Annotated in this window: 15 protein-coding genes; 12 read left to right on the plus strand and 3 right to left on the minus strand. The window is 71.9% G+C overall.

The window, feature by feature from the left end; all coding sequences use genetic code 11:
• Positions 1 to 86: 86 nt before the first annotated feature.
• On the plus strand, positions 87 to 671 hold the full coding sequence (gene pth / locus JOD63_RS04280) for an aminoacyl-tRNA hydrolase (protein WP_045275704.1): 585 nt from the start codon (positions 87 to 89) through the stop codon (positions 669 to 671).
• Positions 672 to 702: 31 nt separating this feature from the next.
• On the opposite strand, the gene JOD63_RS04285 is transcribed toward pth, so the two are convergent.
• A complete protein-coding gene (locus JOD63_RS04285) occupies positions 703 to 1,290 on the minus strand; it encodes a hypothetical protein (protein ID WP_045275705.1) in 588 nt (195 codons plus the stop codon).
• Between the two features lie 94 nt (positions 1,291 to 1,384).
• Between JOD63_RS04285 and mfd the strand changes: the two genes are divergently transcribed.
• A complete protein-coding gene (gene mfd / locus JOD63_RS04290; RefSeq protein ID WP_169748403.1) occupies positions 1,385 to 5,011 on the plus strand; it encodes a transcription-repair coupling factor in 3,627 nt (1,208 codons plus the stop codon).
• Between the two features lie 51 nt (positions 5,012 to 5,062).
• The gene (locus JOD63_RS04295) at positions 5,063 to 5,662 is read left to right on the plus strand and encodes a gamma carbonic anhydrase family protein (protein ID WP_045275706.1); all 600 of its coding nucleotides are present in this window, start codon (positions 5,063 to 5,065) and stop codon (positions 5,660 to 5,662) included.
• An 88-nt stretch (positions 5,663 to 5,750) separates the two neighbouring features.
• On the opposite strand, the gene JOD63_RS04300 is transcribed toward JOD63_RS04295, so the two are convergent.
• Positions 5,751 to 8,426, minus strand: coding sequence for a phosphoenolpyruvate carboxylase (locus JOD63_RS04300; protein ID WP_045275707.1), 2,676 nt, complete (start codon positions 8,424 to 8,426; stop codon positions 5,751 to 5,753).
• A 155-nt stretch (positions 8,427 to 8,581) separates the two neighbouring features.
• Here JOD63_RS04300 and nhaA point away from each other — a divergent pair, with 155 nt between their 5' ends.
• The 5 genes from nhaA to JOD63_RS04325 all read left to right on the plus strand — a co-directional run bounded on the left by nhaA (position 8,582) and on the right by JOD63_RS04325 (position 13,352).
• The gene (nhaA, locus tag JOD63_RS04305; protein ID WP_045275708.1) at positions 8,582 to 9,739 is read left to right on the plus strand and encodes a Na+/H+ antiporter NhaA; all 1,158 of its coding nucleotides are present in this window, start codon (positions 8,582 to 8,584) and stop codon (positions 9,737 to 9,739) included.
• Positions 9,736 to 10,410: a MazG family protein gene (locus JOD63_RS04310; RefSeq protein WP_045275709.1), complete on the plus strand. Its 675-nt coding sequence runs from the start codon at positions 9,736 to 9,738 to the stop codon at positions 10,408 to 10,410. Before nhaA ends, JOD63_RS04310 begins: the two co-directional genes overlap by 4 nt.
• Before the next feature lie 81 nt (positions 10,411 to 10,491).
• On the plus strand, positions 10,492 to 11,751 hold the full coding sequence (gene hisS, locus JOD63_RS04315; RefSeq protein ID WP_045275780.1) for a histidine--tRNA ligase: 1,260 nt from the start codon (positions 10,492 to 10,494) through the stop codon (positions 11,749 to 11,751).
• Positions 11,752 to 11,815: 64 nt separating this feature from the next.
• Entirely contained in the window at positions 11,816 to 12,256 is a 441-nt protein-coding gene (locus JOD63_RS04320) for a YdeI/OmpD-associated family protein (RefSeq protein WP_045275710.1), read from the plus strand.
• A gap of 229 nt (positions 12,257 to 12,485) precedes the next feature.
• Positions 12,486 to 13,352 carry an SGNH/GDSL hydrolase family protein gene (locus tag JOD63_RS04325; RefSeq protein ID WP_045275711.1) on the plus strand — a complete coding sequence of 289 codons (867 nt, stop codon included), beginning with the start codon at positions 12,486 to 12,488 and terminating at the stop codon, positions 13,350 to 13,352.
• On the opposite strand, the gene JOD63_RS04330 is transcribed toward JOD63_RS04325, so the two are convergent.
• Positions 13,330 to 13,803, minus strand: coding sequence for a PaaI family thioesterase (locus tag JOD63_RS04330; protein ID WP_045275781.1), 474 nt, complete (start codon positions 13,801 to 13,803; stop codon positions 13,330 to 13,332). The two genes, JOD63_RS04325 and JOD63_RS04330, sit on opposite strands and share 23 nt — an antisense overlap.
• Positions 13,804 to 13,896: 93 nt before the next feature.
• Between JOD63_RS04330 and JOD63_RS04335 the strand changes: the two genes are divergently transcribed.
• From JOD63_RS04335 to JOD63_RS04350, 4 genes are read left to right on the plus strand one after another with little or no spacing between them, the layout of a single operon-like run.
• Positions 13,897 to 14,253 carry a GntR family transcriptional regulator gene (locus tag JOD63_RS04335; RefSeq protein ID WP_045275712.1) on the plus strand — a complete coding sequence of 119 codons (357 nt, stop codon included), beginning with the start codon at positions 13,897 to 13,899 and terminating at the stop codon, positions 14,251 to 14,253.
• Positions 14,246 to 15,280: a DUF1648 domain-containing protein gene (locus JOD63_RS04340; RefSeq protein WP_045275713.1), complete on the plus strand. Its 1,035-nt coding sequence runs from the start codon at positions 14,246 to 14,248 to the stop codon at positions 15,278 to 15,280. The genes JOD63_RS04335 and JOD63_RS04340 overlap by 8 nt, the downstream gene beginning before the upstream one ends.
• Positions 15,277 to 16,263, plus strand: coding sequence for a CPBP family intramembrane glutamic endopeptidase (locus JOD63_RS04345; RefSeq protein ID WP_045275714.1), 987 nt, complete (start codon positions 15,277 to 15,279; stop codon positions 16,261 to 16,263). Before JOD63_RS04340 ends, JOD63_RS04345 begins: the two co-directional genes overlap by 4 nt.
• A gap of 32 nt (positions 16,264 to 16,295) precedes the next feature.
• The gene (locus tag JOD63_RS04350) at positions 16,296 to 16,964 is read left to right on the plus strand and encodes an O-methyltransferase (RefSeq protein WP_045275715.1); all 669 of its coding nucleotides are present in this window, start codon (positions 16,296 to 16,298) and stop codon (positions 16,962 to 16,964) included.
• Positions 16,965 to 17,044 lie beyond the last annotated feature (80 nt).

The raw sequence follows: 17,044 nt of genomic DNA on the forward strand, positions 1-17,044 counted from the left end.
CACTTCCGACGAGGGGGTGCGGGGACACCCCCGCATCCCCTCGTCGCTTTCGCAGAGAGCCGTTCGGCTCGGGCAGGATGGACGACATGGCAGACGCGTGGCTGATCGTCGGACTCGGCAACCCCGGACCCCGCTACGAGCTCACCCGCCACAACGTCGGGCAGCTCGTCGTGGACGAGCTCGCCGGCAGGCGCGGCGAGGCGTTCAAGGCGCACAAGGCGAATGCGCGCGTGGTCGAGACGTGGCTGCGCCCCGGCGGCGCGAAGCTCATCCTCGCGAAGCCCAACACCTTCATGAACGTCTCGGGCGGGCCGGTCGCGGGACTCGCGAAGTTCTACGGCATCGACGCCGACCGCGTCGTCGTCGTCCATGACGAGCTCGACATCCCCTTCGACACCATCAAGCTCAAGACCGGCGGTGGCCACGGCGGCCACAACGGGGTCCGCGATGTGGCCAAGGCCCTCGGCACACCCGACTTCGCTCGCGTCCGGGTGGGAATCGGCCGTCCGGCAGGCCGCCAGGACCCGGCCGACTGGGTGCTCGACCCGTTCGGCGCGACCGAACGGAAGAATCTGCCGATCCTCGTCGGCGACGCCGCCGACGCGGTCGAGCAGCTCGTCGCCGAAGGCCTCGTCGCCGCGCAGCAGAAGCACCACGCTCCGCGGGTCTGAGACGCGTCGACCGCTGCGCGCGCGTGTGCTCTCAGAGAGCGCCGGAGGCGCCTGCGACGAGTCCCGCCGACAGGGCACCCTGCACGGCCAGGAAGAACGCCACGGGTCCGAGGGCGGCGACCACCACGGCGGCGACGCCCCAGCCGCGACCGCGGTCCTTCACCATGGCGATGATCCCCTGCACGAGCGCCCAGACGCCCAGCACGGTGCCGATCCAGAACGACACCTCCGCCGTCAGCACCTGATCGCGCACGGGCGTGAGCACCGTCCAGTCGAAGTCGATGCTCGACGGGTCGGCCGCGATGCGTCGAGCCGCGCCGACGCCCGCCTCGTACGCGGCGAGGGCTCCGACGACGGATGCCCCGACCAGGGCGACCAGGGCGAGCATGAGCGCGGCAAGCCCGAGCCCGCGGCGCGATCGCGACGGCGCGGGCTCACGGGTCGGCCCGCCGCCGTGCACCGCGGTCGGCGCCACGGTGAAGCCGGTCGGGGGAGCGTAGGCGGCCGCCGACGGTCGCAGCGCGCCCGGTGCGTGCTGCGCGCCGGCGGGAGCGCCGAACGGGGGAGCGGCGGGTGCCGTCCAGGGCGGTGTCGGCGCGTGCGGGTCGGGGTCGGTCACGCCCTCATCCTATTGACGGTGCCCCGAAGCGGCCGGAGGGGTCGCGTGGCGCCGAGCGGCCGCCGGTGTCGGCGGTGCGCCGTAGACTTCTCCGGTGACAGTTCCCGGGATCGTGCGCGCCCTCGAACAGGCTGAGCCGTTCCGCGACGCGACTGCTGCAGCATCCGTCGACGCGGACTTCTCGCTCGTCGAGGGACTGGATGCGCCGCTCCTCGCGGCCCTGATCGAGCGCCGCCGCGCGGCGGGGAAGCCTCCGCTCATCTTCGCGATCGCCCCGACCGGACGCCGCGCCGAGTCGCTCGGCCCTGCACTCGGCGCGCTCCTCCCCGGCGCCGAGGTACATCACCTGCCGGCGTGGGAGACCCTGCCGCACGAGCGCCTGAGCCCGAGCGCCGAGACGGTGGGGCGCCGCCTCGAGGTGCTCGGCCGTATCGCCCGCTGGGACGGCACGACGCCGCTCGTGATCACCTCGTCGGTGCGCGGGGCGATCCAGCCGCTCGCGGCCGGCCTCACCGACACCGCACCGGTCGACCTCGCGGTGGGCGGTCGCGGCCACGATCTCGGAGCGGTGGTCGGGCGGCTCGTGGAGCTCGCGTACCACCGCGTCGACATGGTGTCGCGTCGCGGCGAGTTCGCCGTGCGCGGCGGCATCCTCGATGTCTTCCCCCCGACGGCGCCCCACCCGTACCGCGTCGACTTCTTCGGCGACGAGGTCGACCAGATCCGGGCGTTCTCAGTGGCCGACCAGCGCTCGCTCCCCGGCGAGGTCGCCGCGGTGACGCTCGTCGCGAGCCGCGAGCTGCTGCTCACCGAGAGCGTGCGCGGGCGGGCGCGGCAGCTGAAGGACGAGTTCCCCGGACTGTCGGCGATGCTCGAGAAGATGTCGGAGGGCATCCCCGTCGAGGGCATGGAGTCGCTCATGCCCGCCGTCGTCGACCGGGTCGTGTCGGTCGTGGACTACCTCCCCGAGGGAGCCGCCGTCGCGCTCGTCGACCCCGAGCGTGCTGTCACGCGCGCCATCACCCTCGGCGACACGAACCGCGAGTTCCTCGATGCGGCGTGGAGCGCGGCGACCGCGGGCGCCCAGACGCCGGTCGACCTCGGAGCCGGCGACTTCCTGTCGCTTCCCGAGCTGCAGGAGGCGACGCGGGCACGACACGGCGTGTGGTGGACGCTCAGCACGTTCGATTCGGGAGAGGCGGATGCCGCGGCAGCGCTGCGGCACGCTCAGGGCGCCGACTTCGACATCGACGTCGCCCTCGAGGCGTCGGCGGCGATCCGTGTCGCCGGGTCAGCGGTTCCGTCGTTCCAGGGCAGCGTCGACGGCGCGATCGACCACGTCGAGGCGCTGCTCGCGGACGGCTGGCGGGTCGTGGTGGCGGCATCCGGAACCGGACTCGTCGAGCGCGCCCGCGACGTGCTCTCCGAGCGCGGCCTCGCCGCCCGCGTGGTCGACGCGGTGCTCGAGATCCCCGAGCCCGGGGTGGCGCACGTCGTCGTCTCCGTGCTCGAGCGCGGGTTCGAGTCGGTCGAGGCGAAGCTCGCCGTGCTCACCGAGAGCGAGTTCTACGGCCGCACGATCGGCGGTGACCAGCGGGTGGTGAAGAAGCTCGCGTCGCGCCGCAAGAACGTCGTCGACCCGCTGCAGTTGAAGGCCGGCGACCACGTCGTGCACACGACGCACGGCATCGGCCGCTTCGTCGAGCTCGCCCAGCGCGAGGTCTCCAGCGGCGGACGCAACGCGGTCAAGAGCGTGCGCGAGTACCTCGTGCTCGAGTACGCGCCGTCCAAGCGCGGCTACCCGGGCGACAAGCTCTTCGTGCCGACCGACCAGCTCGACCTGCTGTCGCGGTACGTCGGGGGCGAAGCGCCGACGCTGTCGAAGATGGGCGGCAGCGACTGGTCGCAGGCGAAGTCGAAGGCGCGCAAGGCGGTGCGCGACATCGCCGTCGAGCTGGTCAAGCTCTATTCGGCCCGCATGGCGTCGAAGGGCTACGCCTTCGGTCCCGACACCCCGTGGCAGCGGGAGCTCGAGGAGGCGTTCCCGTTCGCCGAGACCCCCGACCAGCTGCAGACGATCGACGAGATCAAGGCCGACATGGAGAAGCCGATCCCGATGGATCGCCTGCTCTCGGGTGATGTCGGCTTCGGCAAGACCGAGGTCGCGGTGCGCGCCGCGTTCAAGGCGATCCAGGACGGCAAGCAGGTCGCGATGCTCGTGCCCACGACGCTCCTCGTCAAGCAGCACCTCGAGACGTTCACCGAGCGGTTCGCCGGGTTCCCCGTCAAGGTGCGCCCGCTCTCGCGATTCCAGTCCGACAAGCAGGCCCGCGACACGCTCGCCGGCATCACCGACGGCACCGTCGACATGGTCATCGGAACCCACCGCATCCTGACCGAGAAGGTGATCTTCAAAGACCTGGGTCTCATGATCATCGACGAGGAGCAGCGGTTCGGCGTCGAGCACAAGGATGCGCTGAAGAAGCTCAAGACGAACGTCGACATCCTCGCCATGAGCGCGACGCCCATTCCCCGCACGCTCGAGATGGCGGTCACCGGCATCCGTGAGATGTCGACCCTGCAGACACCTCCCGAGGACCGGCATCCGATCCTGTCGTACGTCGGCCCCCGCAGCGACAAGCAGATCGCCGCGGCGATCCGTCGCGAGCTGCTGCGCGAAGGTCAGATCTTCTACGTGCACAACCGCGTGCAGTCGATCCAGAAGGTGGCGTCCGAGCTCGCCGAGCTCGTTCCCGAGGCCCGCATCGCCGTCGCCCACGGGCAGATGGGCGAGCACGCGCTCGAGCAGGTCGTCGACGACTTCTGGGAGCGCAAGGCCGACGTGCTGGTCTCGACCACGATCATCGAGACCGGACTCGACATCTCCAACGCGAACACGATCATCATCGACCGCGCCGACAAGTACGGTCTGTCGCAGCTGCATCAGCTGCGCGGCCGCGTCGGGCGCGCGCGCGAGCGGGCGTACGCATACTTCCTGTACGACGAGCTCAAGCCCCTCAGCGAGACCGCCGCCGACCGGCTCGAGACGATCGCGGTCAACAACGACCTCGGATCGGGCATGCAGGTCGCGCTGAAGGACCTCGAGATCCGCGGCGCCGGCAACCTCCTCGGCGCCGAGCAGGCGGGTCACATCGCCGGTGTCGGGTTCGACCTGTACCTGCGCATGATCGGCGAGGCGGTGTCGGCGTTCCGCGGCGACGAGACCGAGGTGCAGACGGAGCTGCGCCTCGAGCTCCCGGTGCAGGCCCGCATCCCCGAGGAGTACATCGACAGCGAGCGACTGCGCCTCGAGGCCTACCAGAAGCTCTCGGCCGCGGCGTCGATCACCGCGAAGGACGAAGCGATCGACCTCGTCGTCGAGGAGCTCACCGACCGGTACGGTGACCTGCCCGCCGAGGTCGAGGGACTCCTCGCCGTGGCGCGGCTGCGGCGGCGTGCCGGGCGCGCCGGCCTCGCGGACGTGGTGGCGATGGGCCCGAACCTGCGCATCGCCCCCGCGCATCTGCCCGACTCGATGCGGGTGCGCCTGCAGCGGCTGTACCCGAAGGCGAAGCTGCTCGCCGGGGGAGACGCCGTCGTGGTGCCCCTGCCGACCGCGGGCGGCGAACGCCTGTCCGACGGCGAGCTGGTCGCGTGGGTCGGCCAGCTCATCGATCAGCTGTGGCCCGAGAAGAAGGATGCTCCGCCCGCGGCAGGCTGACGACCGGCGGGTGCGGCGCTACGCTGGCGACGACGCCCCGGAGGAGGCCCCATGAGGTTCGAGCATCTCGGGGCGGAGCCCCGCATCCACCCCGACGCCGTGGTCGCACCCACCGCGGTGATCAGCGGCGACGTGACGGTCGGCGCCGACTGCCAGATTCTGCACGGGGCGGTGATCACCGCCGAAGGCGGCGCGATCACCCTCGGCGAGAACGTCATCGTCATGGAGAACGCGCTCATCCGCGCGACGGCGACCAACCCCGTCCACATCGGCGACAACGTGCTCGTGGGTCCGATGGCGAGCGTGTCGGGCGCGGTGATCGAGAACGAGGTGTTCCTCGCCACCGGCACCCGCGTGTTCAACGGCGCGCACATCGGCGCACGCAGCGAGGTGCGGATCAACGCCGTCGTTCACCTGCGCACGACGCTCCCGCCCGACACCACCGTGCCGATCGGCTGGGTCGCCGTCGGTGAGCCCGTGCAAGTGCTCTCTCCCGATCGTCACGACGACATCTGGGCAGCCCAGCGCGAGCTCGACTTCCCGGGCTACGTGTTCGGCCTCGACCGCGAGACGCCCGACCTCATGGTGCAGCTCACCGAGCGCTACGGGCGCGGCCTCGCCCGGCACGCCGACGACCGCCGCGTCGACTGAGCGACCGGGCGTCCGCACGGTTCTGGTCGCCCGGCACGCCGACGACCGTCGCGTCGACTGACCGGCCGGGCATCCGTTCCGAGCGGTGTCAGCCGGTGTTCTGCAGACCGGCCGCCACACCGGAGACCGAGAGCAGGAGCAGGCGCTGCAGCTCGGGGTCGACCGGCGATCCCTCGACGGCGGCGTCGCGGAGGCCTCGCAGTGCGCGCAGCTGCAGCAGCGACAGCGCATCGACGTAGGGACTGCGCATCTTGACCGCGCGCTGGAGCACGGGCTTGTTGCCGAGCAGCTCGGTGCCCCCGGTCGCCCGGATCACCCAGTCGCGCGTGAGGGTCATCTCGTCGCGCACGAGCGCGGCGAGGTCGTCGCGGTCGCCGAGTTCGAGGTAGTGGCGGGCGATGCGGTCGTCGGCCTTGGCGAGGCTCATCGCCACGTTGTCGATGAGCGTGCGGAACAGCGGCCACTCCTGGTAGGCCCGCTGCACGGTCTCCTCGTCGCCGACGGCCTCGAGCGCGGTGCCGAGGCCGAACCAGCCGGCCAGGTTGATGCGCGCCTGCGTCCACGCGAACACCCACGGGATCGCGCGCAGGTCTTCGAGCGATTCGACGGAGAGTCCGCGTCGGGCGGGACGCGAGCCGAGGGCGAGCAGCCCGAGCTCCTCCATGGGGGTCACCTGGGCGAACCACGGCGCGAATCCGGGCGCCTTCACGAGCGAGAAGAAGCGCTCGCGGGATGCCGTGTCCATCGTCGCGGCCACGTCGGCGTACTTCTCGGCAGCGGCCCGGTTGCGCCGCTCGTTGGCGGGGGAGGAGGCGAGGAGGATCGCCGCGGCCACCTGGTCGATGTGGCGCATCGCGATGGCCGGGTCGCCGTAGCGGGCGAAGATCACCTCACCCTGCTCGGTGAGCTTGAAGCGGCCGTCGACGGAGTGCGGCGGCTGCGCGAGGATCGCGGAGTTCGCGGGTCCGCCGCCGCGGCCGAGAGCGCCGCCGCGACCGTGGAAGAGGGTGAGCTCGATGCCCGACTCCTGAGCCCACGCCGCGATGAGGGCCTGCGCCTCGTAGAGCGCGAGGTTCGCAGCGACCGGCCCGACGTCCTTCGACGAGTCGGAGTAGCCGAGCATGACCTCGAGTCGCTTGCCGGTGGCTGCGAGGCGGGCGGCGAACTCGGGATGCTCGACGATCTCGGCGAGGATCGCGGGCGCCGCCTGGAGGTCGGCGAACGTCTCGAACAGCGGGATCACATCGAGCACCGGCGGGGTGCCGTCGGCGCCCACGGCGTACCGGGCGAGGCGGTGCACGTTCGCGAGGTCCTGCGCCGACTGGGTGAACGAGACGATGTAGCGTCCTGCGGCGCGCGGTCCGTACCGATCCTGCAGGAAGGCGATCGAGCGGAAGACGTCGAGCACCTCCCGGGCGAGCTCCGACGGCTCGGCGCCCGAGTCGAGCTCGGCGAGCACCTTCGCGTGGACGGCGGAGTGCTGGCGAACCTCGAGCTCGGCGAGGTGGAAGCCGTAGGTCTCGACCTGCCAGATCAGCTGCTGGAGGTGGCCGTACGCCTGACGCGGTGCGCCGGCCTGGACGAGCGCGTCCTGCACGATGCGCAGATCGGCGAGCAGGTGCTCGGGGTCGCGGTAGGCGAGGTCGGCGTTGCGCAGTCGGGTGGCCTCGATGCGGCGGGCGAGCAGGAGCAGGATGCGGCGGTGGTGCTCGTCGGGCGACCGCTTGGCGATGTCGGCCGCGGCATCCTCGTCGGCGGCGGACAGCCGCTGCCAGAGCGCGAGGAGCGCCGGAGTGGGCGGGGTGCTCGCGGCGTCGAGCGTCAGCGTGCGGCCGATGCGGCTCGTCGTGCGCTCGAGACCGAGGAGCACGTGCTCGCTCGCGATCTTCGCGGCCTTGCGGGTGACCGATGAGGTGACGAAGGGGTTGCCGTCGCGGTCGCCGCCGACCCACGACCCGACACGCACGAACGGGCGGACGACGGGGGCGCGGCTGCCGGCGGCGGGTCCCTGGAGGGCGTCGTCGACGCGGCGGTAGACGTGCGGCACCGCGGTGTAGAGGGTGTCGTCGAACACGGCCATGACGGCGCGCACCTCGTCGGTGGGCGACGGCTTCTCCGGCCGCAGCGGCGCCGTGCGCCAGAGCGTGTCGACCTCTTCCAGCATGCGGCGCTCGGCGCGGCGCTCGTCGGCGCCGTTGCGCAGTGCTGCGTCGTGCTCCTCGAGCAGGTCGACGAGGCGGCGGATGCTCGTCGAGACGGCGCGGCGGCGTGCCTCAGTGGGATGCGCGGTGAAGACCGGGTGGAAGCGCAGCGACTGCAGGCGCGAGAGCGCCGTCTCGTCGCCGACCTCGGCTGCGAGGTGGACGAATGCTGCGGCCACCGAGTCGCCGGCGTTCTCGCGGTCGGGGCGGCCGTCTCGTCCGCGCAGGATGCGCACGCGCTGGTGCTCCTCGGCGAGGTTCGCGAGGTGGAAGTACACGGTGAACGCCCGCGCCACCTCGTCGGCGCGCTGCAGGCTGAACGAGTCGGCGATCTCGGCCGCCCGGGCGAACGCCTCCGGCGTCTCGTCGGTGTACGCATGGATCGTGGCGACGCGCAGTCGCTCCACGTCGTCGTACAGCCCCGCTGAGCCGCTCTCGCGCAGCACCTGCCCGAGGAGGGAGCCCAGCAGGCGCACGTCGGCGCGCATCTGCTCGGGGATGTTCTGCTCGGCCTCGTAGCGGCCGACCAGGTCGATCGCCTCGGTGGGGGTGGGTTCGCGCATTCCTCAACGCTAACCCGGTCGTGTTACCTGGACGTGTCGTGTGACGCCGTGCGGCGTCCCCGCGCCGGGCGATGGCTAGACTGTTCGGCGGAGAGCCGGGAAGTCTGGTCGGCATGTCAACATCCGACCCCGCCGACTCGACCCGGAAGGCACGAATGTCCCTGCTTCGCTCCGAACGCTTCCCTGCGATCGTCCTCCTCATCGCCGCCGCCGCCGGCCTCATCGTCGCCAACACGGCGGCAGGCCCGGCAGTCGACGAGGTGATGCACGCCTACGTCGGCATCCCGGGGGTGTTCGAACTCTCGGTCTCGCACTGGATCAAGGACGGCCTGCTGGCCGTGTTCTTCTTCGTGGTGGCCGTCGAACTGCAGTACGAGCTCACCAACGGCCAGCTCAACTCGATGCGCAAGGCGATCCAGCCCGCGATCGCCGCCGCCGGCGGCGTGATCGTGCCGATCATCGTGTACCTCCTGATCGCCGGCGGTTCCGACGCCGTCGACGGCTGGCCCATCCCCACGGCGACCGACATCGCGTTCGCTCTCGGCGTGCTCGCCGTCTTCGGCAAAGGCCTGCCCTCGGCGCTGCGCATCTTCCTCCTCGCCCTGGCGATCCTCGACGACATCGTCGGCATCGTGTTCATCGCGGTGCTGTTCACCAGCGACGTGAACATCGGGATGCTGGCGCTCGCGGCTCTCGCCGTGGTCGTGTTCGGCGTCCTCAGCCGTACGCTCAACCGCGGGAACCGCTGGGTCGTCGGCACGCTCCTCGTGGTGATCGCGATCGCGGCATGGGTGCTCACGTACCTCTCGGGCGTGCACGCCACGATCGCCGGCGTCGCCCTCGGCCTCGCCATGGCGCAGCGCCCCGCGCTTCACACCCGGCACACGCTCGAACCCTGGGTGAACGGCGTCGTGCTTCCGATCTTCGCGTTCTCGGCCGCACTCGTCGTGATCCCCTCGGTGTCGCCGTCCGAGCTGTCTCCGGCGTTCTGGGGCGTCCTGGTGGCGCTGCCGGTCGGCAAGATCATCGGCATCACGCTGGCCGGCTGGGTGTCGCTGCGGGTCGGCGGCGCAGGCGCCGCGCCGCACTTGAGCTTCGCCGATCTGCTGGCGGCCGGTGCGCTCGGCGGCATCGGGTTCACCGTCTCGCTGCTGCTGTCCGAGCTCGCCTTCACCGACGCGCCGGAGCTGCGCGATCAGGCGACCCTCGGCGTCGTCGCCGGGTCGCTGATCTCGCTGGTGCTGGCCGGGGTCCTCGTCTCGTGGCGCGCCGCGCACCACCGCAGGCGCGCCGCGACGGAGGTGTCCGCATGACCGCCCACGAGGCGCTGGGCGAGGCCGCCGAGACGATGCGCGCCGTGCGCGACCGCTGCGTGTGGACGCAGCAGATCGACCATCGCGCGCTCGTGCCGTACCTCGTCGAGGAGAGCGCTGAGCTCATCGACGCGGTCGAGGCGGGTGACCGCGCCGACCTGCGCGAGGAGCTCGGCGACCTGCTCTGGCAGGTGCTGTTCCACGCCGAGATCGCCTCGCGCGACGACATCGACCCGTTCGACATCGACGACGTCGCCCGGGGGCTCACCGAGAAGATGGTGCGGCGGCATCCGCACGTCTTCGCCGACGCCGTCGCGACGACGCCCGAAGAGGTGCTCGTGCACTGGAACGCGGCGAAGGCCGCCGAGAAGTCCGCGCGCTCCAGCGTGCTCGACGGGGTGTCGCATCACATGCCGTCGCTCGCCCTGGCCCAGAAGGTGCTCGGCAAGGCTGCGGGTGTCGGGGTCGGACTCGACCTCGCGGAGGCAGTCGCGGCTGCGGAGGCCATCGCCGCCGACGAGCCCGACGTGCTCCCGGAGACCGAAGAGGACCTCGGCGAGACGCTCCTGGGGCTCGTGGCGGTCGCTCGCGCGAAGGGCTGGGACGCCGAGCGGGCCCTGCGCACCGCCATCCGGGCCATCGAGGCCGAGGTCCGCGCCGCGGAGTCGTAGTGCCGCACCGCGGGCTCTGCCGGTCGTGGGCTCGAGAACTGGAACAATGGCTGAGTGGCATCCGTGAACCCGCCGCGCGGCATGCGCGACTTCCTCCCCGCTGACAAGGCTCGTCGCGAGCGCGTGCTCGCCGTCATCCGCGAGCGCTACCGTGCGCACGGCTTCGACGAGATCGAGACTCCCGTCGTCGAGGAGTACGGGCGCCTGCATGCCGGAATCGGCGGCGACAACGAGAAGCTCGCGTACAACGTGCTCAAGCGCGGTCTCGACGCGGAGGCCATCCGCGCGGCCGCCGACGATCCCGCGTCGCTGACCGACCTCGGCCTGCGCTACGACCTCACCGTTCCGCTCGCGCGCTTCTACGCCACCAATCGCGGGCAGCTGCCCACCGTGTTCCGTTCGGTGCAGATCGCGCCGGTGTGGCGCGCCGAGCGCCCCCAGAAGGGCCGCTACCGCCAGTTCGTGCAGTGCGACATCGACATCATCGGCGATGCCTCGGCACGCGCCGAGGCGGAGCTGATCGTCGCCACCCTCGACACGCTCGATGCCCTGAAGCTCGCCGGTGCATCGGTGCGCATCAACGACCGCCGCGTGCTCGACTGGATGCTCGACACCTTCGGCTTCGCCGTCGACGAGCGCCCGGGCGTGCTCATCACCATCGACAAGCTCGACAAGATCGGGCCCGTCGGGGTGGCCGCCGAGCTGCGCGACCGTGGCGCGACGACGGCTGCGGTCGATGCGTTCGAAGCCTTCCTCACCCGCCCGATGACGCTGGAGTTCCACCCCTACGGCGAGGCGCAGATCCGCAAGCTCCTGCCGCAGGGCGCACCCGACGAGATCGTCGCGCACCTCGTCGGCATCGGCCAGGCCGTGGTCGCCGCACGCCCCGGCGGCGACGGCATCCCGCTCGCGTTCGACCCGTTCCTGGTGCGCGGGATGGGGTACTACACCGGCACGATCTTCGAGCTCGCCCACCCGTCGGTGGACTATTCGCTCGGCGGCGGCGGTCGCTACGACGGGATGATCGGCCGCTTCCTCGGCCAGGATGTCGCGGCGGTCGGATTCTCGATCGGATTCGAGCGCATCGTCGACCTCGTCTCCGCCGACGAGACCGAGGGTCCCGCTGCAGTGGTGCTCGTGCACGATCGCGACGTGCCGGTGCACGAGCTCGTCGCGGTGAAGGCCGCCCTCGTCGCGTCGGGGTCGCGTGTCCGGCTCGAGACGCGCACCAAGAACCTCAAGGCGCTGCTCGAGCGCGCTGCGGCCGACGGGTACACCGCGTTCGCGACGGTGGGGGCGGGCACGACCGCAGCGACGCTTGAGGTCAAGCCGCTGGCGTGACCTGTAGTGCCAGCGCTGCGTGCGAACGTAGCGCCCGCTGTGGGTCTTTCGGCATGATCGGGCCATGAGCCTCCGTTTACGCACCGTCCTCCAGCCCTTCGGTCCCGCCGCGGCCATCGTGCTCAGCGATGAGCAGGTGGCGTCCCTCGGCGGCGGCAAACGCGCCGCTGTGCAGGTGACGATCGGCGGCGCATCCGCTCCGCTGCGGCTCGGCGTCATGGACGGCGCCAATGTGATCGGCCTGTCGAAGGCTGCGCGCGCGGGTCTCGGCGTCGGGATCGGCGACGAGGTCGACGTCGAGATCGCCCTCGACACGGCGGAGCGCGTCGTCGACGTGCCCGACGATCTCGCCGCGGCGCTGGATGCCGCACCGGGGGCGAGGGCGGCTTTCGACGCGCTCTCGTACACGCGCCGCAAGGAGCTCGCCCGTGGCGTCGCCGACGCGAAGCGCGCCGAGACGCGGGAGAAGCGCATCGCCGCGGCCCTGGACGCCGTCGCGCCCTGACCGACGCGCCCTCCGTTCACCCACCCGCGCCCCCCCACGACGCGCCCAGCACGCGACGTTCGTCTCCGTCGAATCGACGTGAGTTTCCTCGGGCAGGTCGACTAGACGGAGATGAATAGTTGCGCCGGGGTGCGAGTCGCGAAGCGCCCCGCGACGCGGGAGCGCGAGGGGAGGCGATGCTTCACCCGCACGTCAGGTCGAGTTCACCGGCCCCGTGTCTGATCGACGGATGAGGCGGAATCAGGAGGCGCTGCGCACGATCGGGGTGCTCGGCGGCATCGCCGCAGCGGTGGGGGGTGCGGTGTTCGTCGGGGCGCGCTGGGGGCTGCCGCACCAGGCCGCCGTCGCGCGCCGCCGGATCGGCAAGCCCCTCGGCGAGGAGGCGCTCGACGCCGACCGGGTCTGGCGTCGGGCGCTCGGCGGCGACCCGATCGAGCTGCTCGTGCTCGGCGACTCGATCGCTGCCGGCCTCGGGGCGGAGCGGCGCAAGGACACGCTCGGCGGGCGCCTCGCGAAGGCCGTCGCCCGGAGGACCGGCCGCCCGGTGCGGCTGCGCACGGCAGCCGTCGTCGGGTCGGAGTCGTCGGCGCTCGACGGCCAGATCGACGCCCTCCCGGCGGGCTACCGCCCCGACATCGCGGTCATCGTGGTCGGCGGCAACGACGTCACGCACCGGGTGCCGGTGTCGGAGTCGACCGCCCACCTCGCGAAGGCGATCAGCCGCGTGCGCGGGCGCGGTGCCGAGGTGGTGGTGGGCACGTGCCCCGACCTCGGGGCGCTGCGGCCGGTCCCGCAGCCGCTGCGTACCCTCGGCTCCCGGCTCTCTCGTCAACTCGCCGAGGCGCAGGCGGAGGCCGCCCGCGCGTCCGGCGCGCGCGTGGTGTCGCTCGGCCGCGCCGTCGGCCCGTTCTTCATCTCGCAGCCGGATGAGATGTTCAGCCTCGACCGATTCCACCCGAGCGCCCTCGGCTACCGCCGCACCGCGGAGGTCCTGCTGCCGCCAGTGCTCGCCGCGCTCGCGTCAGCGGCGCGAGATGCGGCGCCGCCGTCCGATGCGGCGGCATCGGAGCCGGTCAGCGCGTCGTCGCCTGGGTGACGCGCCGCTTCTCGCGCACATACACCTCGCGCCGCACGCGCGCGACGACGTCGCCGGCGGCATCCGTGATCTCCGTCTCGAACCACGCGAGCACCTTCGCGCCGCCGCGGGCGCGCTCCCGCAGCTCCTCGGCCTTCTCGCGCGGCACGGTGAACCGCGCCGTCAGCACGCCGCGTCCGGGCTTGACGAACTCGATCTCGCCCCGGGTGTCCCAGACCACGTAGTCGCGCCCGAGCTGGTGCATGACGAGCATGAAGAAGTAAGGGTCCGTCATGGCCGACATCGAGCCGCCGAACGCCGTCTTCACGTAGTTGCGGGTGATCAGGTTCACGTGCAGCTCGACCGTCGCGCTCGTCCAGTCGTCGGCGAACCTCCTGATCCGGATGCCGCTCCACAGGTTCGGCGCCCACAGGCTCATGCCGAGGGCCAGGCGTCGGGGGGTGATCTGCATGCGGGTCAGACTGCCGCAGGGCACGGCGCCGGAGCGACTCGATTGTGGATCGTCGACAACACCGACTTGTTCTAGTTCATATAGAATAAAGACATGCTCCTTCGCATCGACACCGCCAGCGACGAGGCCCTGTTCCTCCAGGTCGCCGCGTCGATCCGTGCGGATGCCGCGGCGGGACGCGTGCGCCCCGGCGATCGGCTGCCGGCAGCGCGCGAGGTCGCCGACGCTCTCGGCATCAATGTGCACACCGTGCTCCACGCCTATCAGGAGCTGCGTGACGAGGGGCTGCTCGACATCCGTCGTGGGCGCGGCGCCGTGGTCACATCGGCGGCCGACAACCTCGCCTCCCTGCGCGACGAGGTGGCCGTGCTCGTCCGCTCAGCCCAGGCGAAGGGCGTCTCGCCCGACGTGCTCGCCGCAATCGTGAAGGAGTTCTCCTCAGATGCCTGACCGCCACCCCACCCGCACGGCGAACCCGCACACGGTCGGCCGGTTCATCGCCGTCGCGATCGTCGCGCCGGTCGCGCTCGCCGTCATCGCCGTGGCCGTCCAGCTCATGGTCCTCCCGTACGTGCCGGAGGTCATCGCGACGCACTGGAACGGTGCGGGCGTCGCCGACGGCTTCGCGCCGTCGTGGTTCACGCCCCTGATGACCGCGGTGCTGGGTGCGGGCATCCCGGGTCTGATCGCGCTGTGCGCGCTGCCGGGACTGCGCCGAGGCGACCGCGGCGCGAGTTATCGCTTCCTCGGGGCGATCTCGGCGGGCACCGCCGCGCTCATGGTGGTGCTCCTCACCTGGACCCTCGTCATCCAGATCGACGTCGTCGATCCGGCGACCGTCGCCCTGCCGTTCTGGCCCGCCGGGGTGGCCGTGTTCGCCGTGGCGATCCTCGCCGGCGTCGCCGCATGGTTCGCGCAGCCGCACGACTACCCGGATCCGGGGTCGGCGCCGGCCGCGGAGCCGTTGTCCATCTCACCCGGGGAGCGCGCCGTCTGGATGAGGCACACCTCCATCGCCCGGGGCGGCGTCGTCGCCATCAGTCTCGCGGTGCTCGCCACCCTCGGGATCGCCGTGGGCGCCTGGCTCGTGGCAGCCGACCCCGCGGTGGCATGGATCCTCACCGGCACCACGGTGCTGCTGATCGCGCTGGCGGCGACCACCGTCACCTTCCACGTGCGCATCGACGAGACGGGCCTGTCGGTCGACTCCGCACTCGGCCTGCCGCGGTTCCGCGTGCCGCTCGACCAGATCGAGCGCGCATCCGCCGTCGAGGTGAACCCGCTCGGGGAGTTCGGCGGCTGGGGCATGCGGTGGAGCGTCGACGGGCGGTTCGGCGTCGTTCTGCGCCGCGGCCCGGGGATCGAGGTCGAGCGCCGCGGGAAGAGGCGATTCGTCGTGACGGTCGACGACGCCACGACCGGAGCTGCTCTGCTCGAGGGTCTCCTCGCCCGCGACGCGCAGGCGGACGCACGATGACCGGCGCCCCGGCGTCGCCCGTGCCCGGAGGCGGCACCGCGGTCCGCCCCGCCTGGCCGGCGATCGCGGCGTTCGTCCTCCTGGCATGCGGGATGGCGTGGCTCGTCGCCCTCCCGCTCTGGCTCTCGCCCGACGGGCTGGCGTCCGCGCTGACGCCCGTGCTGCTGCCAGCGATGATGCTCACCCCGACCCTGGCGATGCTCATCGTCGTTTTCGCGTTCCGCGTGCCGCGCATCGGCCGCCTGCGGTTCCTCGGGATGTGGCCGCTCAGGCCGGCGGGTCGGTTCGTCGGACTCATGCTCGCAGGGCTCTTCGGACCGATGATCGTCGTCGCCGGGGTGATCGCCGTGGCTGCGGCACTCGGCCTCGTCCAGCTCGACCTCGTGTCGTTCTCGGGCTTCGCCGAGCAGCTCGCGGCCGCGGTTCCCGCCGGCACGCCGATGCCCGCGGTGGGAGCGCTCGTCGCGCTCCAGCTCCTCGCCCTCCCCTTCGGCGCGCTGATCAACAGCTTCCTCGCCGCGGGGGAGGAGCTCGGCTGGCGCGGGTGGCTGCTTCCGGCGCTCCTCCCGCTCGGAACCTGGCCCGCACTCCTCGTCAGCGGTGCGGTGTGGGGTCTGTGGCATGCGCCCGTGATCCTCCTCGGCTACAACTTCGCCCGGCCCGACCTCGGCGGACTCGCCCTCATGGTCGGAGGATGCGTCGCATGGGGCGTTCTGCTCGGGTGGCTGCGGCTGCGGAGCGCTTCGGTGTGGCCGGCGGTCATCGCGCACGGCTCGCTCAACGCCGTCGCCGGCCTCATCCTGATCCTCGTCGCCGCCGGCGAGAGCATCGACATGGCGATCGTCGGGCCCCTCGGCGTGGTCGCCTGGATCGTGATCGCGGCGGTGACGGGGCTGCTCGCGCTCGCCGGTCAGTTCCGGCCGGCGCGCCTGCACGCTCCCGCGCAGGTCGCGCCACGGCATCCGTCGTCCCGACGCTCTTGACGCGGAGGGCGCGCGGATGCTGGCATGAGGCCATGTCCGACCCCACCCCCGACCTCTGGCGTCGCGTCGACGCCTACCTCACCGACACCCTCGTGGGCCACGATCCCGTGCTGGAGGCGGCGGTCGCCGACCAGCGCAGCGCCGGGCTGCCGTCGATCGAGGTGGCGCCGGTGAACGGCAAGCTCCTGCATCTCCTCGCCCGCATCAGCGGCGCCCGCCGGGTGCTCGAGATCGGCACGCTGGGGGCGTACTCCACGATCTGGATGGCGCGCGGCATCCCGGACGACGGACGCGTCGTTACGATCGAGGCGGAAGCCCGGAACGCGGCGCTCGCCCGGGTGAACCTCGAGCGCGCGGGCGTCGGCGAGAAGGTCGAGATCCTCGTCGGGCGGGCCGCCGACATGCTGCCCCAGCTCGAGGGCGGCGCGCCGTTCGACCTCGTCTTCATCGATGCCGACAAGGAGTCCAACACGGTCTACCTCGACTGGGCGGCGCGCCTCGGGCGCCCGGGCACCGTCGTGATCGTGGACAACATCGGCCGCGGGGGAGCGGTGGCCGACCCGGCGACGGAGAACCCGCAGGTGATCGGAACCCAGCGCGGCCTCGAGATGCTCGGCCGCGACCCGCGCTTCGACGCGACGGCGCTGCAGACGCTCGACCTCAAGGGATACGACGGGGTGGCGCTCGCCGTCGTCGTGTGACGGGATGCCGCTGGCGCCGGCATCCACCATCACTAGACTCGACCACGGACCGACGACGCTCCGACGAATCACCCTCCACT

It is taken from the genome of Microbacterium terrae (genome assembly GCF_017831975.1).
Classification (GTDB): Bacteria; Actinomycetota; Actinomycetes; order Actinomycetales; family Microbacteriaceae; genus Microbacterium; species Microbacterium terrae.